This is a genomic window from Parapedobacter defluvii, assembly GCF_014642075.1.
Lineage (GTDB): Bacteria > Bacteroidota > Bacteroidia > Sphingobacteriales > Sphingobacteriaceae > Parapedobacter > Parapedobacter defluvii.
In genome coordinates, this window is sequence record NZ_BMIK01000023.1 from 63,461 (window position 1) to 85,063 (window position 21,603).

Annotated in this window: 24 protein-coding genes; 11 read left to right on the top strand and 13 right to left on the bottom strand. The window is 48.6% G+C overall.

From position 1 onward, the window contains the following. Nucleotides 1-8 precede the first annotated feature (8 nt). The gene (locus IEX60_RS21725; protein ID WP_188753498.1) at nt 9-392 is read right to left on the bottom strand and encodes a DUF3037 domain-containing protein; all 384 of its coding nucleotides are present in this window, start codon (nt 390-392) and stop codon (nt 9-11) included. Next, a complete protein-coding gene (locus tag IEX60_RS21730; RefSeq protein WP_188753499.1) occupies nt 370-1,146 on the bottom strand; it encodes a HipA family kinase in 777 nt (258 codons plus the stop codon). The genes IEX60_RS21725 and IEX60_RS21730 overlap by 23 nt, the downstream gene beginning before the upstream one ends. Nucleotides 1,147-1,248: 102 nt before the next feature. Here IEX60_RS21730 and IEX60_RS21735 point away from each other — a divergent pair, with 102 nt between their 5' ends. From IEX60_RS21735 to IEX60_RS21760, 6 genes are all read left to right on the top strand, one after another. Further along, nucleotides 1,249-1,791, top strand: a complete 543-nt coding sequence (locus tag IEX60_RS21735; RefSeq protein WP_188753500.1) for a DUF1599 domain-containing protein — start codon at nt 1,249-1,251, stop codon at nt 1,789-1,791. A gap of 21 nt (nt 1,792-1,812) precedes the next feature. After that, complete coding sequence (locus IEX60_RS21740; RefSeq protein WP_188753501.1) at nt 1,813-3,003, top strand: BT_3928 family protein; 1,191 nt, start codon at nt 1,813-1,815, stop codon at nt 3,001-3,003. Then, nucleotides 2,996-3,508, top strand: a complete 513-nt coding sequence (locus IEX60_RS21745) for a shikimate kinase (RefSeq protein ID WP_188753502.1) — start codon at nt 2,996-2,998, stop codon at nt 3,506-3,508. The genes IEX60_RS21740 and IEX60_RS21745 overlap by 8 nt, the downstream gene beginning before the upstream one ends. A gap of 62 nt (nt 3,509-3,570) precedes the next feature. After that, nucleotides 3,571-4,512: a glycerophosphodiester phosphodiesterase family protein gene (locus tag IEX60_RS21750; protein ID WP_188753503.1), complete on the top strand. Its 942-nt coding sequence runs from the start codon at nt 3,571-3,573 to the stop codon at nt 4,510-4,512. Nucleotides 4,513-4,519: 7 nt separating this feature from the next. Further along, on the top strand, nt 4,520-5,245 hold the full coding sequence (locus IEX60_RS21755) for an ATP-binding cassette domain-containing protein (RefSeq protein ID WP_188753504.1): 726 nt from the start codon (nt 4,520-4,522) through the stop codon (nt 5,243-5,245). Nucleotides 5,246-5,324: 79 nt separating this feature from the next. Beyond that, nucleotides 5,325-5,900 (top strand): hypothetical protein, encoded by a 576-nt coding sequence (locus IEX60_RS21760; protein ID WP_188753505.1) that lies wholly within the window; start codon nt 5,325-5,327, stop codon nt 5,898-5,900. A gap of 80 nt (nt 5,901-5,980) precedes the next feature. On the opposite strand, the gene IEX60_RS21765 is transcribed toward IEX60_RS21760, so the two are convergent. The 7 genes from IEX60_RS21765 to IEX60_RS21795 form a co-directional block, all read right to left on the bottom strand. Then, nucleotides 5,981-6,148 carry a hypothetical protein gene (locus IEX60_RS21765; RefSeq protein WP_188753506.1) on the bottom strand — a complete coding sequence of 56 codons (168 nt, stop codon included), beginning with the start codon at nt 6,146-6,148 and terminating at the stop codon, nt 5,981-5,983. Next, on the bottom strand, nt 6,138-6,362 hold the full coding sequence (locus IEX60_RS21770; protein ID WP_188753507.1) for a hypothetical protein: 225 nt from the start codon (nt 6,360-6,362) through the stop codon (nt 6,138-6,140). Before IEX60_RS21770 ends, IEX60_RS21765 begins: the two co-directional genes overlap by 11 nt. Nucleotides 6,363-6,576: 214 nt before the next feature. Then, the gene (locus IEX60_RS21775) at nt 6,577-6,828 is read right to left on the bottom strand and encodes a DUF5675 family protein (protein WP_188753508.1); all 252 of its coding nucleotides are present in this window, start codon (nt 6,826-6,828) and stop codon (nt 6,577-6,579) included. After that, entirely contained in the window at nt 6,821-7,471 is a 651-nt protein-coding gene (locus IEX60_RS21780; protein WP_188753509.1) for a DUF6266 family protein, read from the bottom strand. Before IEX60_RS21780 ends, IEX60_RS21775 begins: the two co-directional genes overlap by 8 nt. An 83-nt stretch (nt 7,472-7,554) precedes the next feature. Further along, nucleotides 7,555-8,196, bottom strand: a complete 642-nt coding sequence (locus IEX60_RS21785; RefSeq protein WP_188753510.1) for a DUF6266 family protein — start codon at nt 8,194-8,196, stop codon at nt 7,555-7,557. Nucleotides 8,197-8,554: 358 nt separating this feature from the next. Then, nucleotides 8,555-8,893 carry a helix-turn-helix domain-containing protein gene (locus IEX60_RS21790; protein ID WP_188753511.1) on the bottom strand — a complete coding sequence of 113 codons (339 nt, stop codon included), beginning with the start codon at nt 8,891-8,893 and terminating at the stop codon, nt 8,555-8,557. Nucleotides 8,894-9,061: 168 nt separating this feature from the next. Then, entirely contained in the window at nt 9,062-10,003 is a 942-nt protein-coding gene (locus IEX60_RS21795) for a hypothetical protein (protein ID WP_188753512.1), read from the bottom strand. A 206-nt stretch (nt 10,004-10,209) separates the two neighbouring features. On the opposite strand from IEX60_RS21795, the gene IEX60_RS21800 reads away from it, so the two are divergent. Genes IEX60_RS21800 through IEX60_RS25220 form a run of 3 tightly spaced genes read left to right on the top strand, consistent with a single transcriptional unit; the run spans nt 10,210 to nt 11,560 of the window. Next, nucleotides 10,210-10,581, top strand: a complete 372-nt coding sequence (locus tag IEX60_RS21800; protein WP_188753513.1) for a hypothetical protein — start codon at nt 10,210-10,212, stop codon at nt 10,579-10,581. A 41-nt stretch (nt 10,582-10,622) separates the two neighbouring features. After that, the gene (locus IEX60_RS21805) at nt 10,623-11,390 is read left to right on the top strand and encodes a hypothetical protein (protein WP_188753514.1); all 768 of its coding nucleotides are present in this window, start codon (nt 10,623-10,625) and stop codon (nt 11,388-11,390) included. Nucleotides 11,391-11,404: 14 nt separating this feature from the next. Continuing rightward, entirely contained in the window at nt 11,405-11,560 is a 156-nt protein-coding gene (locus IEX60_RS25220; protein ID WP_188753515.1) for a helix-turn-helix domain-containing protein, read from the top strand. Here the strand turns inward: IEX60_RS25220 and IEX60_RS21815 are convergent. The 4 genes from IEX60_RS21815 to IEX60_RS21830 form a co-directional block, all read right to left on the bottom strand. Next, the gene (locus IEX60_RS21815; RefSeq protein WP_188753516.1) at nt 11,547-12,326 is read right to left on the bottom strand and encodes a hypothetical protein; all 780 of its coding nucleotides are present in this window, start codon (nt 12,324-12,326) and stop codon (nt 11,547-11,549) included. The two genes, IEX60_RS25220 and IEX60_RS21815, sit on opposite strands and share 14 nt — an antisense overlap. A gap of 570 nt (nt 12,327-12,896) precedes the next feature. Continuing rightward, entirely contained in the window at nt 12,897-14,072 is a 1,176-nt protein-coding gene (locus tag IEX60_RS21820; protein WP_188753517.1) for a TlpA family protein disulfide reductase, read from the bottom strand. Nucleotide 14,073: 1 nt separating this feature from the next. Continuing rightward, the gene (locus tag IEX60_RS21825; RefSeq protein ID WP_188753518.1) at nt 14,074-15,432 is read right to left on the bottom strand and encodes a RagB/SusD family nutrient uptake outer membrane protein; all 1,359 of its coding nucleotides are present in this window, start codon (nt 15,430-15,432) and stop codon (nt 14,074-14,076) included. A 10-nt stretch (nt 15,433-15,442) separates the two neighbouring features. Beyond that, the gene (locus IEX60_RS21830; RefSeq protein ID WP_188753519.1) at nt 15,443-18,766 is read right to left on the bottom strand and encodes a SusC/RagA family TonB-linked outer membrane protein; all 3,324 of its coding nucleotides are present in this window, start codon (nt 18,764-18,766) and stop codon (nt 15,443-15,445) included. Nucleotides 18,767-19,572: 806 nt separating this feature from the next. Between IEX60_RS21830 and IEX60_RS21835 the strand changes: the two genes are divergently transcribed. Next, a complete protein-coding gene (locus IEX60_RS21835) occupies nt 19,573-20,181 on the top strand; it encodes a hypothetical protein (protein WP_188753520.1) in 609 nt (202 codons plus the stop codon). Between the two features lie 129 nt (nt 20,182-20,310). Then, nucleotides 20,311-21,537: a P-loop ATPase, Sll1717 family gene (locus IEX60_RS21840; protein ID WP_188753521.1), complete on the top strand. Its 1,227-nt coding sequence runs from the start codon at nt 20,311-20,313 to the stop codon at nt 21,535-21,537. Nucleotides 21,538-21,603 lie beyond the last annotated feature (66 nt).

Consider the following 21,603-nt stretch of genomic DNA (forward strand, 5'->3'; position numbering starts at 1 on the left):
AACCTATGTTACAATACCAGGGCATTGAACAGTCGATCAAGTGTATCCCGCGCGTCCACACAAAGGCCCGGGTGCACAGCCGATAACTGAATGACGGTACTTCGCTTGGCTGTAAGCCACCGAAAACGCTCCGCAGGCGGCAAATCGGCAATGGGGCCTCCCGCACGCGCACCCTTGCAGATCAAATCAAAGCCTGTCAGGTAGGTTTCTAGTTCTTCCGCGTCATACGACGGATATAACGCACGTAGTTTTTCAGCTGACAGTTCATATTTCATGTCGAGGAAACGCTGATCACGGGAATAAAGCACTACCCCGATGTTGATGAACTCTTCACGTTCCACCCGGGGCACCCAACGGATCACGGCATACTCAAATAATTCTTTTCCTGGCATCTTGCGCTTCTTTAACAAAAACCCCTGACGCAGCAATCCGCATCTCCAAAAACTGTGCGTAGACCTTTTTGGCATCCGCAGGCAACACTCCTTCCTTATTGTTCAGCCATTCATCCGGCACCTGCTCCGTAATGCGTTGAATAACAGAATCCGTGAGTTTGACCTTCAGCTCACTTTCAGCATCTTCCAGCCGCGCTGCCCAAGGCAATAAGACATGATCTTTAACCTGCACGAACGGCTTGACCGCTTGCTCCTGCCAATTATCCCAATTGTGGTGGAAATACAAGGACGCTCCATGGTCAATCAGCCATAGTTCTTTGTGCCACATCAGCATATTGGTATTCCTCACCGTACGGTCTACATTTGTGAGCAGACAGTCCAGCCAAACAATACGTGAAGCGAGATCAGCATCTATTTTATTGACCACCGGATCAAACGTAATCGCGCCCGAAAGGTAATGCAAAGCCAGGTTGAGGCCCGTACTTGCACGCAGCAAATCCTGTATCTCTTCATCCGGTTCTGTGCGGCCGAATGCTTCATCCAACTCTGCAAATACGATTTCCGGCACACGAAAACCCAATATACGGGCAATCTCTCCCCCAAGCAATTCTGCAATCAGGGCTTTACTGCCCTGCCCTGCGCCCCGGAATTTAAGCGCATACAGGAATCCGTCATCTGCTTCAGCAATCGCCGGCAACGACCCTCCTTCCCGCAGTGGGGTAACATAGCGTGTCACCTGCACTGTCCGTATCATCGAATTCTCCACGCCCAAACATAGACAACTTGTTGCTCAATTGCAAACGACAGGTTTGAGGCATTATTTTGGTAAACAAATCTTCTTATCTTTGCTCCTAACATGGATACTTCAGCACAATACGACCGCATCATTACGCATTGCCAACAATTATTTGAAAAGAAAACAGCCGATTATGGCACCGCCTGGCGTATCATGCGGCTCCCATCCATTACGGATCAACTATACATAAAAGCACAACGGATACGTACGCTGGAAGAGAAACGTGTATCCAGAGTTGGTGATGGCGTGCAGGAGGAGTATGTCGGCATTGTGAACTACTGTGTCATTGCCATTATGCAACTCAGTTTAACAGGCAACGGAAATGAAAATCTTCCGCTGGCTGAAGTGATTGAAAAATACAATCAGGTGGTGACAGAAACCAAAGAACTGATGTTTGCCAAAAATCATGACTATGGGGAAGCTTGGCGGGAGATGAGGCTTACCTCGCTCACCGACCTGATTCTGACGAAAATCTATCGGGTAAAGCAAATTGAAAACAACGAAGGGCTGACAGTTGTTTCCGAAGGTGTTAAAGCGAACTATCAAGATATGCTCAACTACGCAGTTTTTGCGCTTATTAAGTTGGGACTCGCTGATCGTTAGTCAATTTAAAGCAGACCACAGATGCAAACTTCCCAATCGCCCTCCCCTACCCATTACTTGTTAGCATTTTCCCGCATTGTCACCGGGATGGTGTTTATTTTCTCCGGTTTTATCAAAGCCAATGATCCGACAGGTTTCGGGTACAAGCTGGAGGAATATTTTCACGTGTTTGGCACTGTTTTTCTGAATGACCATGCTGTTGCCATCGCCGTGGTGATCTGCGGCCTGGAAATGCTACTGGGAGTACTTCTGCTACTTGGATTCTGGGGTCGTACAGTGGCTTGGGGCCTATTGCTGCTTATCCTGTTTTTTACCTTTCTGACGTTCTATTCCGCATTTTTTGAAGTAGTAACTTCCTGCGGCTGCTTCGGCGATGCCATTCCTCTTACCCCCTGGCAATCTTTTGGCAAAGATCTCGTATTATTGCTCCTGATACTTGTCATTTTCATCAACCGGGAACAAATCAGACCACTCATTTCCGATCGGTATACACAGTCTATTATCACCGTAGTGGTTGTGGTAATTTCGTTGGGAATCGGCGTTTATACCCTCAATTTTTTACCATTCATTGATTTCCTACCCTATAAGAAAGGAAACAACCTACCTAAGCTTATGACCTTGCCCGAAGGACAGGTGGGGGATGAATATGAGATTATTTATACCTTGAAAAATAAAGCTACCGGAGTTGAAAAACGGGTCTCTGACAAAGTTTACCTCGCCGAAGAATTGTGGAAGGATGAAAATTGGGAAATCATAGGAGATCCCGAGAGTAAGCTGGTCAAAAAGGGGTATCAAATTGCGATACCTGATTTATTGATCAGCGATGCCAACGGAGATGATGTTACCCATGAGCTGATCGAAAATCCGTATTACAATCTACTGATAGTTGCTTGGGATCTGGAAAAAACCAATACTGAGGCATTGCGTAAAATCAATGCTCTGGTGATGAATGCCGCCGAAACCTACAACATACGCGCTGTCCTGCTCACGGCCAGCAGTACGCAGGAAGCCGAACGGATCAGTGATGAACTGAATTTACTTACCGAAATATTTTACGCCGATGCTGTGCCACTTAAGAGTATGGTACGGGCTAATCCGGGTGTCTTGTTAATGCAGCACGGCACGGTGATCGACAAATGGCACTACAATACACTACCTGATTTCGATACGTTGGATCAGCTATATTTCAGCAAAGCGTACCAAGATGAGTAAATTAAAACCTGTATTTTTGATTGGTTTTATGGGAAGTGGCAAGACTACGTGGGGACGAAAACTTGCTACCAAGACCGGACGTGCATTCATTGACCTGGATGAAGTGATTGTCAACAGAATCGGTATGCCTATTGCCGATTATTTTCTGCAACATGGCGAGTCGGCATTCCGGCAAATCGAGAGCGAGACGTTGAAGAACCTGCCCTTAGCCGAACCTGCGATTGTTTCTACCGGTGGCGGCACCCCCTGCTACTTTGATAACATGGAATGGATGAATAACACCGGAACGACCATCTATTTCCATCTTCCCCCCAAGGCACTTTGGGACAGGCTTATCCAAACGGATATTGCTTCAAGACCGGCCTTAAAAGGATTATCTGGGCAAGCACTGTTGGCAGATATCACGTCGAAACTTGCAGACCGGGCTCCTTATTACGAACAAGCGACCCACGTTGTCAATCAATTATCGTTGCAATTGGATGAATTGACGACGCTGATCGGTTGATTTTCCATGGGGAAATCGCTATCTTTATGCCCGTTTACCATTTTTAGCAAAAATTCCTTTTTATGGTGTGGCGCGCTACCCCGCTCTTGATAGTATCCTTGTTGGCATTGTTCTTTGTGGGCTGTCTTCCTTCGAATATGGGGGGGGATTTCCGTTACAACGCCCATCGGATCACCCTCTCCTCTGTTGACGAATTATATCGATTCCTCACCTATCACGAAAAGCGTTATCCACTAATCAGCGCACATCGCGGCGGCCCATCCAAGGGCTTTCCGGAAAATGCGTTGGAAACCTTTGAAAATAACTTCCGCCAGCAACCCCTTATCATCGAGTGTGATGTACGCACGACCCAAGATGGCGTGTTGGTACTTCTGCACGACGAGACCTTGGACCGCACCACTACCGGTTCAGGGAAATTGCAGGAGATTGAGTTTTCTGCACTGAAAAAGCTTAAGTTAAAAGATCCTGAGGGCAACATTACCTCCTACCGTATACCCACACTGGACGAGGCCCTTCAATGGGGTGCCGGAAAGGTTATTTTTACCCTGGATGTAAAACGTGATGTGTCTTATGCTGCGGTTATTGATGCCATCCGGCGCCACAAAGCTGAGGCCTATTGCGTAATTATTACGTACAGTGCAGACCAAGCGGCAGCTGTTCATCAACTTGCCCCCACGATCATGATATCCGCATCCATTCAATCGCCCGCTGATCTGCTAAGATTGAATGACCACAATATCCCGGACAATCGGCTTGTTGCTTTTATCGGGACGCGTGAAGCAGACAAGCCGTTATACGACCTGCTTCACGGGCATGGCATCCTGTGCATTCTGGGTACCATGGGCAACCTCGACAAACAAGCCTCAGTGCGCGGCGATACGGTTTACAGCAACTTGGTGGACCGTGGTGCAGACATTCTTTCAACGGACCGACCCATAGATGCGGGTAGAGCGCTGCAGGCTTACCGAAACAAGCATAAATTAACTTCTTCCTTTATCAAGTAAGCTATCGATGTGCATCCAAGTTGCCAATCTTTTCAAATGCTATGGTAAGCACCCCGCGGTAAAGGGAATTTCTTTTAACGCCCGACCGGGAAGGGTGTTGGGATTTCTGGGACCAAACGGTGCCGGGAAATCCACTACGTTGAAAATCTTGTCCGGCAGCATCCCCCTCACGGCTGGCCAGGTGTCGATCTGCGGCCTCGACATCCAGCAAAACAGCTTGGCGACACGTCAATATATTGGCTATTTACCGGAAAATAATCCACTGTACTTAGATATGTACGTACACGAAGCGCTGACTTTCGTCGCGGAAATGCATCACATCGTCCGTGCTCACGAGCGGATAGCCGAAGTAATCTCTTTAACGGGATTGGAGGCCGAGCAACAAAAAAAAATAGGGCAACTGTCAAAAGGTTACCGGCAGCGCGTCGGATTTGCGCAAGCCATTCTGCACGACCCCGAGGTGCTGATCCTTGACGAACCCACTTCGGGATTGGACCCTAACCAACTACAGGACATCCGATTGTTGATCAAACAGTTAAGCTCACAGAAAACGGTACTGCTGTCTACACACATTATGCAGGAGGTGGAGGCTATCTGTGACGATGTAGTCATTATCCACCAAGGACAAATCGTTGCCGATTTCCCATTGAATGAATTGGCTGCGATGTACCCCGGCCATCGTCTAGAATCACTCTTCATGCGGTTAACCGGCCCTCCTTCTACCCGAATTTAAACAATGTGGCACGTTTTGTGTTATATACATAAAGTTAAAACTGTATTAAATTTTAATAGTTAACATTAAACGAAAAACCATGAAACGTGTACTTTTATTTTCAGCCTTATTTTTAGCGGGAGCTATTGCCGCAAACGCACAAGACGTCAATCGACCACAGACCTCTGCAAACGTAGGAATGACGCCCATTCAAAAAGGCAACTGGATGATTGGCGGAAGCGTAGGTAACATCGGGTATAGCTTTGAAAACAAAAGCTTCGAAATCAATTTGCGGCCAAATGCCGGCTATTTCGTTACGGATGGGTTGGCAATAGGGTTGCAACCAAGCGTTTCTCTGGTTGCAATTAAGGACCACGATAACGTTTGGAACTACGGAGTAGAGCCTTTTGTCCGTTATTTCTTTCCCCAAGGCTCCAGCGCGACAGGTAGATTTTTTGCTCATGGTTCGGTAGGTATAGCAGGGAGTTCACAAGGTGATGGGGCAACTGTAGCTGCAGGTGCCAATCTAGGGTATGCACATTTTATAACTCAGAATGTGGCACTTGAAGCCTCTGCAGGATATAACTACCGAAAAGCTACAATTTCCGGATCGGAAAAAGCAAGCGGTTTGGGCGTAGCGTTAGGTTTCCAAATTTATCTCCCTGGACAGCGATAGAATCATATATATAATTAAAGTTGACCAACGAAAGCGCGGACAGATAAACGTCCGCGCTTTTTTGATATTCGACCAAGTGTTTACTTACGCCTCAGTCGTTGCAGCAGCAGTGTCACCGCAAAGCTCACCACCGCACCGATGGCGGCAAGCAGCGCCGTGCGCAGCATATCGTGTACGCCCAACTGGCCAATGACGCTCAGCAGCGTGCCACCCGTGGTGCCGATGCCGAGCTGCTGGTTACTCTTCATCGCCTTCCCTCCTATCCTTTGCTGCGCCTTCCACCGCTTCCAGCACACCCAACGCGAGCGCCAGGTATTTGGCTACGGCCACCACCCTGGGCGGCAGCTTCAGCGGCGAGGCAATCACCAGTTGGCTCGCCACGGCCAGTCCTTCCTTGATCCGTTCATAGATTGTCGGCTTGCCCGCTTCGGGCAGTCCCACTGTATCTTGGCTTTCTTTCATTTTTTTAATAGTTTATTTAAAGTCACTTAGGAGGCAGAATCACTTAGTAAGCCCAACGAAACCGTAACACTCGCTACGCTCACGCCACTAGGTTCCTTTTGGGCTTACTAAGCTCCTTGCGGTTTTACGCCCGCTGCGAAGGCAACCTAGGAGATCCTAGCGCAGCGAAGGAGATCCAGTTGGCGCGCGGCAGGCTAAAACCGATTCTCCACCACTACTCGATCATTGTCCTTCCTAATCTCTTCCACCAGCAGCGGATACACATACTTGTATGCCGCGGCGGAATGCCTGCCCAAAGGTTAAGCCGTAGCCCGTATTCTCCTTCAGGAATGCAGGTTTTCCCGAAAATTTTCTCTGTCCGGATGCTATCTTCCAGCAGGTAGCAACAGAAAATACCAGCGACGTATAGGTGGCTGAGGGTACTGTGCTTCCCCTGCGCCATGCGGATAATCTTTATTTCATTCATCGTTTACAAGTTTCCCATCAACAAACGTCCCCAGAAACACGCTATCGGAGGCCGACCGGCGCAAGCGATCCATCACGAATCCGTAGCAGTGAACCGTACCTTTCAGCACCTCTGGTGCCACCTGCATATCCAGCTGTCCATCCCCCCTGCAAGCCGTGCCTTTGCTCATCACCACACGCCGGTGGGTCTGGTTATACACCAGCAGGTATGCCGGCACATTATTATCGATAAACGGACTTTCCGTGAGCGCCCAGACGAACGTAAACCATCCGCCATCACCGAGCGCCAGCGCCGGATTACGCAGCCGTGGCAGCGTCCCGCAGCTCACCAATACCCGTTCGGCCCGGACCGACAGATCGGGATATTGGCCGGCAATTGCATCCTGCAGCACCTGTTTGGTTGCCCAATTGGGGCCTGACAGCTTTTTCCGGTCGCCCGGCTTGAACGTATCGTCCAGCACTGGCGCCAAGGGTGCGAGGAATTGCGTAGCCAGTTTCATCCGCTCCCGTTGTGCCCGCTGTGCGGGGGTAGGCGAATCAGTGCGCGGTTTGGGTATCGACCGCACGCAGGATACGCCCTTGCGCATGTAGTAGACGAGGCCGCCCACTTTGCCGTGCAGGGTACCTCCTTTGAGAATAGCCATAATGATCGTGAATAAGTGAAGTGTGATGAAAAACTGAAAGTAAGGGGGGCCATGCCCCCTTACCGTGAAACCACACGTCTAGCCTATTGGAACGTAATTTCCCCCAGGTAGACCGTTTTTGAAACCTTCCTGCCATCTTGGCTGGCGAAGAACATCCACGCGTGGCCGGTTTGCCCCACAAAGGGCGCCGGCACGTCCACCACCGCCTCGCCGTCTTCCCGCGTGGCGGGCGTGTCGGTGGTGATGAACAGCTGCCGCTCCACGTTGTGCACCACCACGTAAGCCACATCGTTGCTGGCACCGCCGAACTGGTTGGGCGCCGGATCCCAGGTGAGGGTGACCGATCCCTCCGCAACTTCCAGCGAACTGGTGAGCGGGATGAACAGGCCGCCGTCACTGAGCGTGACGGCCGGATAGTCCAGCTCAAAATCCGGCGCTGCGCCGATAACCGCCTGCTCGATGTTGCGCTTCACCGCCATACTGAACTGCGCTGCCGTGAGCCGCCGGATGTGGCGGAAGCCCACCGAGATAATCCCCTGCAGGGGCGAGAGGAACTTAGTGACCAGCGCAAAGCGGAGCCGCTGGGCCACCTGCGCTTCGGTGGGTGGCACCGTACTCTTTTTCGCCAGGCCACGCAGGTAGTGGATGCCGCGCCAGGTTGCGCCGATCACGCTGCCCACTTTTCCGGAAAAGGTGCCGTTGGCACCGTTAATGAATTTTGCCATTGTTACTGATTTTTTTAAATTATTACTTCAATTAAATACTCCTGCCAGTGTTTCGATGTACCGGTACGATGACTGACGGAGGCAAACATAGTTTGTTGTTTTACAGCATCATAGGTGTGTCACCCCGTTGTCACGCGATGAGCGGTGGGTTGTCACCAAACCGAGGTTGGGGTGACAGGAATGTCCCTATCCTTTCCAATGATAACTGCCGGAAAAGTGTTTGAAGGCTCCGCATCACGGAGGGGTCCGCTGGCGCTTTCGGTGCGGTCACTTTGCGATACCGATGCAAAAAACCGCCAGCGGACCACCAGCAAACGGCAGGCATAGGGCTACTCTAGGCGCGGCAGTCCGGCAACGGTCAGACAGCGGACGTATAGCCCAACGGCCGTTTGCCCCACTTCCAGAAATAACAATCGCTAAGGTCTTCTTCGCGGTAGCGGATCCGGTTGTCTTCATTGTACACAAATCGAAGCTTACCATCAATTCGGTAGCGCGTTACCGTACGCGGGTCCACCATCAGGAACGCCGCAGCTTCTTTGCGGTTGTACAGATTTTCATCCGCCGGGGAAGCCCGTTCCATTAACGGCTGTTCATGGCCGTTACGCCGTTCGCGGATGTATTCGTGCGCCTCACGGATGAAGGGACGCAAATCTTCCTTGATAAATTCATAAAGTAACTGCATGAGTCTGGTTAACATGGCACTTCAGGTTTAAAGCGCCATCAACGAGGTAGCGGATCCGGCAATGGGAGCCTGAGGAAGAACAGCAGGTTTTTCCTGGACTACAGATCGGTTCCGGGGGTCAGCCATTGCTCCACCGGTAGATGGCCGTGAAACAATTGGTTAATTCTTGAATAAAAATAATCGTTATGCGTCAGGAATCCAAATTACACCTACTTTTTCGATAATCCAATCCCGCAACGCGGCAGAATTCCGGATACTGAGTTCTACCGCCGGCTCATCGGGCAATAATGTGATGGTCAGTTTTCCCGACACAGGATCCTGTGTACACGACGCGATGGCATCTTGCCCGGCCACGTATCGACGGCAAACCTGTTTAAAAAAACCGTTCGTAAACTCCATGATCTGTGCAAGCGATTCTTCTTTCGCCTTGAATTTCCGACCGTCCATGCACGTCAGTTCAATAAAGCGGAGTGTTTTCCCTTCGTCGGTTTCAACCGTGCACATCTTGAAATACGCAATTTCCTCGTACGGGATGGCATGCTCGCCGATTTCGTTGGTCAGTGAATAGGTGTTGGGCCTTGGCTCTGACTCGGTAGCGACCACCGTCTTCATACGTTCCCTTTCATTGGCCAGTTCGACATGGGTGGATGCCAGTTCCGTTTGCAGTTGCCTGACATACGTGACCATATAGGCAAAACCGTAGCACATATTCAAGAGGACAACCAGGAACACGGCCAATGGATAATCAGAATAAAAATACCCCGTTTCCTGCAGTGCAGCGGGATCCGTCAGCAGATTGAAAAAAAGGAGCGCAAATACCAGGATGACTACCGCAGGAACCAACACACCGCGCAACAATTGCCGGAGCAGCCGGTCATAAAAAGCATCCGGCCAAGGATGGGACCTGTCCAGGCGGCGTGTCTGCCGGCCTACGTACCAGATCAATCCCCAGGCCAGGGCAAAGGAAAGACCGTAAACAATGAGAACCGCCCAGGTATGCTCCAACAGTAAGACCAGGAACTGCTCACGCATGCCGATTGCCGAAATGGCCAAGGCCGCTATGGCTGCGGCCCAAAAACGGGGGACGCGGTCGCGGTAATCCAGTAGGGTTGACATTTTTTCCATCGTTTTTTATGGGTTAGTTTAAGTGTGTAATCACAAATGTAATCAAAAAGTTGATTCGTTCGTTACTAAACTTTTTCGTTCGTTGGCTGATTTCTTTCATTCGTTCGTTATTTCCGGGCGTTCGTTCCATCCCCCTTCCAGATTGTATTTATTTTATAATCAATCGTTTGCAACTTAGCCGCCAGTAAAATCAAAATTCAATTCTTATGAAGTACCCATTCACATCTGCAGGCGTACAAGATTGGTTGAATCACGTGTACGCACAGCCGGATCACGACATCCGGACCGAAGCCGAATTTGCCTATCTCTATTTTGAGGACTGGGTAGTACAGCGATTTTCGCTGGATGATTCGCAACGGGCCTACCTCAATCGGCTGGATTACGCAACGATCCGCTTTACCGCCGACGGGGTGTATTTCGCCCTAACCCATCGGTTACCCATCGTACTGGAAAAACCGGAGAAACCAGCGGTACGGGCCGCCAAGCTCGCCGCCATGATCAAGGAATTCGAAAGCAGGAATAGCGAAGCCAAAAATGCTTCCTTTACCGGTCGGTTCGTCGTCCGTATTACGTATTGATTTCTGCACAATTTCACTACAGATCAGCAAACAGCAGTTTATTGAAACGGCCAACCCGGCGAGTAAAGTACCAGCGGATCCTGGTGACTCTGCCGGGTTGCCATCGCTTCCCTACGTGTGCAACGATGACTGAACCCCTTACCATCCAATTACCGGGCAATCCCAAAACTACGTTCCTGCCGCTCGACACGCTACCGGCTAACCACGAGCACCGCATACCGTTTGGTGAAAAGCATTTGTTGGAAAATCAACCCGCAAGTGTACGCATCCTTCGCCAGTCGATCACCGGCTGGCAATTTGATATGTGGCTGTATCGCACGGATTCCAAGAAGCAGACGACCTTGCTTGTCAACACCGCCCTTGGCCGTGTATTTTTCCTGTATGTGCTGGGAGGAACGTTCCATTTTCGAACGACTGACCATGCCGATGCAGTTCTACGGCAAGGAAACTGCCTGGCGGTGTATGTGCCTGCTGGAACCTGTACCATTATGCTGGATACCGGATCCCATACGTTATTTGGCTTCAGCCTCCCCTATGGTTACCTCGTGTGGTTGCGGCAGCATCACCCGGAGCTGGCTGAACTTGCCGAACGCTGGAAGACGAGGCCGGAGGAGTTATTTGCCCTACCTGCCTGCAAAATCGATAAAACCGTGTGGCGCACGTTCGCTCAGATCAAAAATTGCCCCAAGCGCGGTGCTGAGCTTGATGGGGCATTGAAAGTGTATCTCGCGCGGTTGGTCGCCCTGTATACAAACCGGCTCAACGAGCCGGAATTGTCGAACCACGAGCGGAACGACCGCTTCGGATAGAGGCTGCCAAGGAATTGCTTGTAACCACAGACCTTCCCATTCGCGAAATTGCCACACGTTTGGGCTATGCCTATGCCGACAGTTTCATTAAACTCTTCAAGAAATGGGTCGCCATGAGCCCGAGTGTTTACCGGTGGCGGAAACGCGGAAGCAACTTCAACGAAAAATAGCGCGAACGTAGCGGAAAACGCGATGGATGACCGAGTTTGGACGTTGCCTTTTTACCCGGTGGTTTCGGGCGGTTCTCTGGTTGCTAACTAGTTTTGGGATGCAATAAGGAGCTGCATCCTGTATGGGACTTTCGGTTTCAAAAATAGCCGGATCGTGGTAGTACTTGTCAACCAGCAGCATGATTGCCTGTGGCGAATGACGATTCCGGAACCAGAAGACCTTATCGAAAATGGGGTCAATGGCCTTTGTGAGCAGCATTTTTACGGATGCTTGATTCATCTCCAGCACTTCGCTGAACGTTTCAAGCGTTTGTGGAAACGGAAGTCCGATGCCAAAATAATGATAAAACAGCATGTATTTACGATGCGATTGCTCGTTGTGTCCTTTTATCAGACGCCGCCAAATCTCGCGGGCTTCATCGACCTGCTCAAATAATTCGCCGTGATGACTACCCTCCGTAAACTGATCGACCAATGGCGAATCGTACTGCAACGTATCGTGCAGCGTAGCCGATTCCTCGTGCCGTTTTATCGCATTCTCCATATGTAAGCGAACCCGGATGTCCACTTCGCTGGCAAAAGGACGTTCCAGGCGACCTGCCTTCGATAGATCCAGGGCTTCGGCAAGTCCAACGTTGCCTTCGGCTATAAGTTCTTCCTGTGACAGTCCACTTTCGGTGTACTGTTGTGCAATTGCCATGACTCTTTCAATTTCAAAGTTTAGTTTCGCGGCAATGTCGCGTCGGTATCGTTCTAAAGCTCTCATTGCGTTGGTATTTCGGCGAAATTGGCTTACTTCGGGTGAAGTTCGCGTTCTAAATTGAAATAACCAAGCGTTTTCAGCCGGAATATTCCCCAACCTGACAAAAAACAGTGCGAAACGGACTTACCCGGCGCAAACTATCCGCCCTTAGTTTGTTTTGCCTATCGGATGGCGGAGGAATTGCCCCTACCTTGGCTTCATTGAAACCGCTGGGCGATTGCGCAAAAACAGGAAGCTTCCGATCGGTCCGGCCGGTTCAAAAATTTCAAAAGAAAGGAGGTATTAAGTATGGCATGGTATAGTTTGAATGATCCGGACGCACCTGGCGATCCATCCAGTTACCAGGAAATAGGCTCACCATCGGGATGTTCCGGAAACAACCAGATATGTGCTGTCCAGGCTTCAGAAGGCTCTCCGGGCTTTCCTGATCTGACAGACGCCTTGAAAAATGAAATGTTAACAGCTTTGAATACGCATTCTACCGCAAATACACCGAATGTACGTTTGAAGACCTAAAACGTTTCCAATAGTCTTGAAAAAAGATAGCCCGTCCTGATCAAACGGGCTATCTTTTTAGTTCGCTTTGCCAATCACCAAGACTTCCGTTACCTCATCGGTTTCAGTCAATCGCAACCCATTCAGGCGCATAATTTCTTTCAGGCCTTCTAAATCCTTCCATTTCCTTACCCACACCTGCTTGTCACCGTCCACCTTATTAATGACGGGCGGGCTATCCGGTGAACTAATGTCAAGTTGGAAGAGAAAATCAGACAACCTCGTTTTTGACCAAGTTGAATCCGGGCTGAACGCGATTACCGGAGTGACCGCCGAATCGACCACCCAACACGGGATGCTTCGATTTTCAATACGCATATGCAATCCAAGTTTAAGATTCAAATCGGCCATGATAACCTTCATCCGTTCTTGTTCGGAAAGACTGTCCGGCAATACCGACTCATAACTTATCGCGTACTTTCTCTCCCACAATGCCATCGGCAAATCTTTCTGTTGCCGGATAAAGCGTTCTTTCGGGACATTTTCAAAAATCATACGGGTTTGCTTCATGTAAGGCAGCTTTCGGGTAGCCATCTGGGCATATAAAAATGCAGCCGTAACAGGCACATTGATCATATATTCGCGGATTGAACGCTGTGATGTCATACTGTCCCTCCCGTATTTCAACGACGCTCCTTCGCGATAACCCTGCAACACCGAATAGTTAGCCTGTTGATCAAGATTGATATTCAACGGTTTTGAATAATCAAAAGCCGGATAATCGTTTTTCACGGGCATAGCGGGAATATTCCCTTCCAATACGTCCTGTATATAAGATTGTTGGATAAATTCACCATCTGTGATAGCGACGACCCGATTTTCTTTTACCCATACAACGTGCGGAAGGGTCTGGTGCTTAAAATACCCCGATAATGTGGTGTCGTCCGTAATCAAAGGCAGGCGATTACCCTTGGCAAATTCGTTTCTTGCGAAAAAGGTACTGACCCGCTCCTTCGATTCTTCGCTGACCAGCACAATCTTCAAACGATCCGGGTACTGCTGCTGGAGCTTATTAAGTTTGGGGATCGCCGCTATGCAATTGCTGCATGTGGTAGCGAAAAAATCAATGATGAGTAGTCCATTCTCGGGAGTCGAAAGTTCACGGAAAGACGGCAGCGTACTTCCAATATCCTGCGCTTTCAGCATCCAGGAACACAATAGCAAACCTATCACTAAAGCTGTTTTATTTTTCATTTCAACGGGGATTTTGAGTTAATGTGCTGTTTAATACAACCTCCTGTGGGATGAGCAGGGTATAGCGCAAATCGTTAGGCGGCAGCTCATAGCGAATGCCGTTCAACACCCGGACGATGGTTTTGGCAAACTCAGGCTCCAGGTTCAGCCGTCGTAAATCACTCCATCGCAGGTTACGGTATAATAGCTCTTTGCGCCGCTCATTGAGGACATGTGATAGTGCTTCACCGGCGTCAGTCGTTGTAAACGGAGTAAAATACCCTACCTCCCATCGGTTTTCGAGTAAATGATTCAAATCGGCGAGCCCTTCCTGAATCCTGCCCGTGCGGATATAACATTCTGCCCTGATGAGCCAAAGTTCATCGGCAGCAAGGCCTGCAAAGGAAGATGCGTTGTTTTGTGCATCGTACCTGCCTTTGAATGACCGGCTGCCATCGGGGTTTATCTTGAAAAATATTGCTTTCCGCAGGTCATGGGCATGGTATTGGGCATACAGGGTTGAATCGACATAAGCCTTGGCCGGATTGAGCGCACTGTTGCTACTGGTTCCTGCATGGAAGATGATCTCATCGTGAAAGCGGGCGAACGGGATTCCGGCAGTCAGGCTCAGATCATTATAATCCAGTAAGTCACCCTGGATCTGTAAGGCGGCCGAGGCAAACCTGGCTGCCTCTTCATAATTCTGCATGCACAAATGCGTACGTGCCAGCGCCGCATAAGCCGCCGCTTTGCTTGGCCTGGTTTTTACCGTAGCCTGTTCAGGCAGCAGCGCAGAGGCCTGTTCGAAGTCTGTCAGAATCCGCTCGAAGGTCTGCCGGACGGTGCCGCGCCCCGCCGAGTAGCCGATGTCAGATTTTAGCCGAATCGGGATCCCCGGGACGCGATCCGCATTTTCCGGCTGATACTGTGGAGCGAACAGTTGAGAAAGGGAAAAGAATGCATACGCCCTGAAGAACATTGCGCTCCCGCGGACACGGTTATAGCGGTCGGGGTCACTTGCGGAATCCAGCTTATCCAAGACCTCAAGCACCTGATTGGCCTGCATTACTGTTTTGTAAGGCAACTGCCATTGATTGAGCAAAACCGTCTGGCCCGGATCCCAATGGTAATTAAGCCGGTCTTCCTGAGTGGTCAGGGATTCCCAATTACCGGAAGTCAAATAGTAATTGTCACTCGCAGGCTCGCCCGCGGCGGGAAAACCCATGTTCATATCCGCGGTATTGTCAAGCAGCGCCTCACAATCTTCTATTGTGGAGGGCTCAGCCATCTTTTTATCGGGCTTGGCTGATAGGTACTCTTCACAGGAAATGCAGGTCATTACAAGCAGGGATGCAGCGATGGTGATAAAGATAACTTTCATGATGGATGTATTAAAGGTTTGCACGGATGCCTATCGAAATGCTAAGAGGATACGGCAGCGCATTTTCATATAGCGGATCGATATCCAGTTCAGTTGCTTTCCAAATCAGGATATTCAGATTGCTGCAGTATGCATTTATCTGCACGTTTTTAAAACCGGCGAATTGATTCACGGTATACGATACACTTATATCCTGGATCCGTATGTGATCGCCCTTTTCCACGAGGACATCAGATCGTTTATAGAATTCGCTACGGTTATTATTGAGAGGATAGCTGAGGGACGGGACGTGAGTAAACGCCTCATCGCCCGGCTTTTGCCAGCGCATTGCATAGTCCTGGTGGGTCTGCCAAAACGTGGCAGCACTGTAGTCCGAAAACCCATTCCGGAAAAAATGATAACCCAGTTTTGCCTGCAGGTTGACTGATAAGTTCCAAGATTTGTAGGAGAAAGAATTGCGGAGTGTGGCAACGTGAACCGGGATACTGGATCCGAAATAAAGAAGGCTTTCGGGCGTACCGAGCAGTATATTCCGGTAGTCAGTGCTCTCCTCCCCGTCAAGATACCCCATGGGATCTCCCGTTTCCGGGTTCAGCCCTGCAAAGGGTAATGCATACAGACCATTCAGATCTCTTCCCTTTACCGGATTCAGGGTGTTACCCGCTAATACATAATCGCGTGCATAAAGGGGAGCCGCGTAGTAATCCGTTACGATATTCCGGTTATAATTGGAGAGCCATGTGCTTTGCCATGCAAAATCAGGTGAACGGATATTTTCGGTATTAATGGTGATATCCAATCCCTTGCCCGCGATGGAACCGGCGTTCACCGTGAGTGAATTGAAACCGGTTGTCGGATCGACGGGACTCCGGCTGAGCAAGTCCTTTGACCATTTCCTGTACCATTCGATACTTCCGCTTATCCGGTTATTGAGGGTGGCAAAATCCACGGCGCCGTTAAGCGTCGCCGTTTTCTGCCATCGGAGGTCAGGATTGGCCGGTGTGGTGATGCTGGCCTGGGGCAGCCCGGTAAGGGCGCTCGTACCCTGGTAATAGATGATTGGGATGGCCGCCTGTGTGGTGATGGCCTGCCCGCTGTAGCCGTACGTGAGCCGCAGCTTCAGGGTGGGGAGATATGAAACACGATAGAAGGGTTCATCGGAAAGTTTCCAGGCCGCCCCGGTTGACCACAGGGGTGTCCAGCGTTGGTTGCTTCGCTGCCCGAACACATTGGATGCGTCCTGGCGGAAACTACCGGAAAGGATATACCTTTTCCGGTAGGTAAACGACGCATTGGCATATGCGGAGAGATACCTGTTCAACAGGTCATCCATGTAGAACTCAGCAACGTTCGGAATCCGCTGCCCGCCAAAGGCTTGGTTGTACAATGGGTAATACCCCGCAAAATCTACGGGTTGATAGGTAAGATTCTGCCTGTTATAACCCAGCAGCGTATTGCCGTTGTTCGTTGTCGTGATCTGCCGCTGCTCTGCGCCGATGATGGCATTCAGTTCCTTATCATCGTTCCAGCTGGCAGCGTACTTCGCCTGCAAGCGCAGTGTATGGGATTGCCTGGTTTCATACATGCGGTCCATGCGGTCACCCAGTGGATATGGCCGCTGTGTAACGCCGTTGTCATCCCATTGGCTATAGATATTGATCTTCTCCCGCATGGCGTAAGACGCTACGCCGTGCCAGTCTTCAATCTCCGTGTTGCCTTTCTGGTAGGTATAGAGTAGCGCTGCGGACCAGTTCGGTGTAAATGCGTAACCCAAGTCGCCACTCATCAGGATGTCCTGAACGGCAATGTGCTGCCTGCTTTGGTCGAGTTCGGCGAGGGGCCGGTATTGCCAGTTAAGCAGGTTGCCGTTACCTGCCGTGTCCCGGTACAGTTTGCGGTATGCCACGGCGTCAACTAAAGCAGGATTTCCCTGATCGTCTACCAGGCGGAGGTAGGGCCAGTTGGACTTGCCCCCACCCGAGTATAGCGTACCATACGCAATCGGCGAAAATGTACCGTTGCTGTTTGCACGGCTCTTCGCATAACTGATGGAGGTCTTCAAACTCAGCTTTTCGGTCAAGTTTACGTTGACGGCGCTACGCAGGGTGAGCCTGTCGTTGTTTGATGTAACCAATTGAAGTTTATTGTTATCATAACCTGCCGATAGCAGGTAACCCGCAGTCTGGTTTCCGCCATTTATGGTTAGGGCATATTGCTGTAGTGCCTGCGGGCGATACACATGATTTAGGTAGTCCTGCCTGACGTCGTTGCCCCTGAATCCGTCTATTTGCCGCTGGGCAACATCCATTTCCAGGTCACCCTCCCGCACGCTGTTGAGCAATTCCACAACCGGCGAGACAGTAGGGTAACTCCATGTATCGTTGATCATTCCATCGTAAAAGCCCTTGTCAAACAGCCACTGTTCGTAATCTATGAAGTCACTGCTTGACATTTCGCGCAGGGCATATAGGTCTGGCTTTGCGACATGCGTAAAATTGCTAACAAAACCGACGGATGGCTTCCCCGTTTCCGAAGGACGCTTGGTCGTGATTACCACCACACCGTTGCCTGCCTGAGTGCCCCAGATGGAAGTTGCTGCCGCATCTTTGAGTACATGGATATCCTTTACGTCATTCGGATTGATGTTTCTCGGGTCCCCTTCATAAATTACATTATCCAGCACAATAATCGGCCTGATTTCTCCTGTAAAGGTATTCTGGCCCCGTACCTGCATCATGTAAGTGACCTGGGGCAGGAAATATCCCCGGTCACGCCACCTGTAACTTTTCGTCAGGTCAAAGTTTGCCCCGGCCACCAATCCGTCCAGCCGGTCCATCACGTTGGTACTGATGCCGCGGTTGAACAACTTATTACTCACCACTTCGAAACTGCCCGTGGCGCGTTCTTTGGAAATGGTTTGGTATCCGGTGCTCACCTCCACTTCTTCAAGCAAGTTTTCGGTGGGTACGAGCGTGAAATGATAAGGACCTATGTTTCCTTCGCTGAACTTTTCCTGGATGGTTTGGTGGCCAAGGTACGAAATAACGAGTGTACCGCTTTGCTGCGGTGCGTAAAGGGTGAATCTACCATCCCGGCCGGAGATTGTTTTCACACTAGTGCCTTTGACGGTAATGGTGGCACCTGAAATGGCGGCTTCCACAGTGTCGGTTACAATGCCCGACAACACAGGCCCCGAGGATTCGGGGCGCTGTGCGCGGGCTTCCAAACACATGATCGTTGTTGCAGCCAACAGGCTGAAATATTGTATATAAGCGTATGTAAGTTTATGTTTGGAAAGTACATACCCCTCCCCTATGCGTAAATTTAGTTTCATGCAGCGTTGGTAATTAACGGTTTAAGAAAAATTTATTCTCAAACCGACCGCCAAGCCGAAGAAAATTTCCGCGAATATTTGCAGGTTTGGAAAAAAGCGTCTACTTTTAGCTATTGCATAGTAACCGAAAATAAACACCTTCACCAACCTGAGCTAAAAACGGGTTTTTCTTTCAGCATTGGGGTCGGTGGCAGCCGTGGGAAGTGGGCTTTTTTATTGCCTTCATTTTTGGGAGTGGCGTTTTTTAATGTGCCTTACCCTCAAACTTCGACTGGCTGCGATATTTTTAACAGTATCTATTCGGGGCTGCGCTTAACGTTCTTATATAGATTTTTTAGGGATTGGCTGTGTACTTTTTTGCTATCGCTAAATGCGATGCTTTCCGCAAGAGGTTTGCGGTGGCGGTAATCTGACGGTTTGGCGGATGTCGTTTTCATAATTTTTTTGGTTATAAAACGACGTCAGACTCATAAGTATTGAAGGAAACCAAATTGGAATTAAACCAATAAGGTGAGCCTCAAAGCTTTTGAACTGGTACCGTCAAGAACCGCCAAGCCGAAGCTTGGTTCCCCAAAAGTCTGACATGAGGCTCACCCTATTGAATATGATACTACAAAAGTATAATAATTCAATAAATGGGCGAGCTCACAGTCTACTCATGGGGAAATTGACGGTTTCGTTCATGAGTGACATCGTATCAGCGGAGGGTTGCCCCCACTCATAATTGTCGCTTAATTAACTACAGCAAAGATAAACATATAAAAACTAAAATCCAAAGAATTTATATTAAATAATCGGCCTTGCAAATGACAGTAATTGAAGAGCTTGCCAAAATACTGAAAAGGTATATGAAAAAATTCGGCCTAGGCCCTATTGATATTGCTTTTTTATCCAAGGTAAACAAAAAAACCATCGAAGCAGTTTTAGCCGGTACTGGAGGTATTGAACTGGATTCGGTGGACGAAATCTCCCTAATCTTTGGCCTACGATATTTCGAATTTGGAAATCCAGATTTTGAGATGCCTTCATTTGATTCTCTTCCGGAAAAAACGAAAGCGAGGATTGCATTTCGAAAAAAAGAAGGGCCACACGAAGAAACGTCCTACGATCAGCGTCTCTTGAATGAAAAGATTATTGTAGTATTAGCCGAATACAATCAAGACGGCGAATTCCTGGCAGAACATATCGTGACTAAATTGCTCGAAACCTTTAAAGAAGAAGTAAGCACTAGCGAAGTCACTACTCGGCTCAACAATCCGTTGAACGAGTACGTTATTCAAACGGACAAAAAGGACACCAAGAAAGAAGGCAAAGGTCGGAAGCCGTATTATTTTCAGTTGATTAAGAAAATTCCAATTAAGGCCTTAGCCGAGGCTGAAAGAAGATTGAGGAAAGTAAAAAATGAACAACCTTAAAAAAGAAATCGTGTCGGATTATAAAACTAATCACGTAGGGGACTACTAAAACAAAGTTTCCACTAGACCCAAAGTTAGAGAACCGATTAGTTCCTTACTACAATAAACCAACATCGATAAACAGATAAAATGAAAACACCGAGACAAGACCTAAACTTTACCGAAGAGGAAATAAATATGCTTTTCGGTTCAATGGCTGCTGAAGACGAGAAGATTGACAGATTAAAGGAATATTATTTTAAGGGAACAACCCACGATAAAATCACTGCAAATCTACCACTTAGGATATTGGTTGGACATAAAGGTGTAGGCAAATCCGCAATCTTCAAGATAGCAAGAAGCGAAGATGAAAAACGAGGAGTACTACCTATCTTAATCCGACCCGACGATATAGCAGAACTTGGAAAAGACACAAGCGATGTTTTGCAAACTATTCGAAATTGGAAAAATGGATTATTGGTCATAATCGCATTGAAAACCCTCGAATCAATAGGAATCAAAGAGGAAACCTCTATAATCAAAAAATCTTTAAAAAATACTGGAGGGATTATTAGCTTTATTACTCAAACTCTATCTCCACTATCCGATAAAATCGACTTAAAACCAACGCAGAAACAAATAATTTCAGCTTTTCTTACAAATTCTAAAATTGATATATACATCGACGATCTTGACAGAGGTTGGCAAAATAGAAAGGAAGATATACATAGGATATCTGCATTGTTGAATGCAGTAAGAGATTTAAGCAACGAAAACGAAGGTTTATATTTTAAGATCGCGTTGCGAAGCGATGTGTATTATTTGGTGAGGACTTCCGATGAATCAACGGACAAGATTGAAAACAACGTAATATGGCATAAATGGACTAACCATGAAATATTAGCTATGCTTATTAAACGCATTGAAACATTTTATGGAAGAAACTTTGATGAAAAAAAGGCTTTGTCACAAGAACAAAGGCATATAGCAACATTCTTAGACAACGTTTTTGAAAAAAATTTTACGCTTTATGGTCGCTGGGAGAATGTCCCCATGTATCGTGTCTTGATGTCCATGGTAAGAAAACGGCCAAGAGACCTCGTTATGTTATGTACTTTAGCAGCTAGAAACGCTAATGACCATAATATGAAAAAAATTGGCACGTTAAACCTAAAATCAATATTTGAGGAATATTCCCAAGGGAGAATACAAGACACGATAAATGAATTCCAATCCGAACTTAAGGAGATTCAACGGCTATTATTTAGCATGAAACCCACTAAGAAAGAGTACGATGAAGGCCGAGGATACACCTTTACCACAAGCGAATTAAAATCTAAATTGAGCAATATAATTAGCCAAGGGTCTGTAAAATGAACTGTGTCAAGGGGTGTTTCCCAGCCCCGCGGGGCTGGGAAACACCCCTTGTGCTTACTGCAAATC

What these genes read in the sequence shown, in the direction of transcription:
- IEX60_RS21725 (WP_188753498.1), bottom strand. Translation starts at nt 392, where the DNA reads ATGCCAGGAAAAGAATTATTTGAGTATGCCGTGATCCGTTGGGTGCCC.
- IEX60_RS21730 (WP_188753499.1), bottom strand. Translation starts at nt 1,146, where the DNA reads ATGATACGGACAGTGCAGGTGACACGCTATGTTACCCCACTGCGGGAA.
- IEX60_RS21735 (WP_188753500.1), top strand. Translation starts at nt 1,249, where the DNA reads ATGGATACTTCAGCACAATACGACCGCATCATTACGCATTGCCAACAA.
- IEX60_RS21740 (WP_188753501.1), top strand. Translation starts at nt 1,813, where the DNA reads ATGCAAACTTCCCAATCGCCCTCCCCTACCCATTACTTGTTAGCATTT.
- IEX60_RS21745 (WP_188753502.1), top strand. Translation starts at nt 2,996, where the DNA reads ATGAGTAAATTAAAACCTGTATTTTTGATTGGTTTTATGGGAAGTGGC.
- IEX60_RS21750 (WP_188753503.1), top strand. Translation starts at nt 3,571, where the DNA reads ATGGTGTGGCGCGCTACCCCGCTCTTGATAGTATCCTTGTTGGCATTG.
- IEX60_RS21755 (WP_188753504.1), top strand. Translation starts at nt 4,520, where the DNA reads ATGTGCATCCAAGTTGCCAATCTTTTCAAATGCTATGGTAAGCACCCC.
- IEX60_RS21760 (WP_188753505.1), top strand. Translation starts at nt 5,325, where the DNA reads ATGAAACGTGTACTTTTATTTTCAGCCTTATTTTTAGCGGGAGCTATT.
- IEX60_RS21765 (WP_188753506.1), bottom strand. Translation starts at nt 6,148, where the DNA reads ATGAAGAGTAACCAGCAGCTCGGCATCGGCACCACGGGTGGCACGCTG.
- IEX60_RS21770 (WP_188753507.1), bottom strand. Translation starts at nt 6,362, where the DNA reads ATGAAAGAAAGCCAAGATACAGTGGGACTGCCCGAAGCGGGCAAGCCG.
- IEX60_RS21775 (WP_188753508.1), bottom strand. Translation starts at nt 6,828, where the DNA reads ATGAATGAAATAAAGATTATCCGCATGGCGCAGGGGAAGCACAGTACC.
- IEX60_RS21780 (WP_188753509.1), bottom strand. Translation starts at nt 7,471, where the DNA reads ATGGCTATTCTCAAAGGAGGTACCCTGCACGGCAAAGTGGGCGGCCTC.
- IEX60_RS21785 (WP_188753510.1), bottom strand. Translation starts at nt 8,196, where the DNA reads ATGGCAAAATTCATTAACGGTGCCAACGGCACCTTTTCCGGAAAAGTG.
- IEX60_RS21790 (WP_188753511.1), bottom strand. Translation starts at nt 8,893, where the DNA reads ATGTTAACCAGACTCATGCAGTTACTTTATGAATTTATCAAGGAAGAT.
- IEX60_RS21795 (WP_188753512.1), bottom strand. Translation starts at nt 10,003, where the DNA reads ATGGAAAAAATGTCAACCCTACTGGATTACCGCGACCGCGTCCCCCGT.
- IEX60_RS21800 (WP_188753513.1), top strand. Translation starts at nt 10,210, where the DNA reads ATGAAGTACCCATTCACATCTGCAGGCGTACAAGATTGGTTGAATCAC.
- IEX60_RS21815 (WP_188753516.1), bottom strand. Translation starts at nt 12,326, where the DNA reads ATGAGAGCTTTAGAACGATACCGACGCGACATTGCCGCGAAACTAAAC.
- IEX60_RS21820 (WP_188753517.1), bottom strand. Translation starts at nt 14,072, where the DNA reads ATGAAAAATAAAACAGCTTTAGTGATAGGTTTGCTATTGTGTTCCTGG.
- IEX60_RS21825 (WP_188753518.1), bottom strand. Translation starts at nt 15,432, where the DNA reads ATGAAAGTTATCTTTATCACCATCGCTGCATCCCTGCTTGTAATGACC.
- IEX60_RS21830 (WP_188753519.1), bottom strand. Translation starts at nt 18,766, where the DNA reads ATGAAACTAAATTTACGCATAGGGGAGGGGTATGTACTTTCCAAACAT.
- IEX60_RS21835 (WP_188753520.1), top strand. Translation starts at nt 19,573, where the DNA reads ATGACAGTAATTGAAGAGCTTGCCAAAATACTGAAAAGGTATATGAAA.
- IEX60_RS21840 (WP_188753521.1), top strand. Translation starts at nt 20,311, where the DNA reads ATGAAAACACCGAGACAAGACCTAAACTTTACCGAAGAGGAAATAAAT.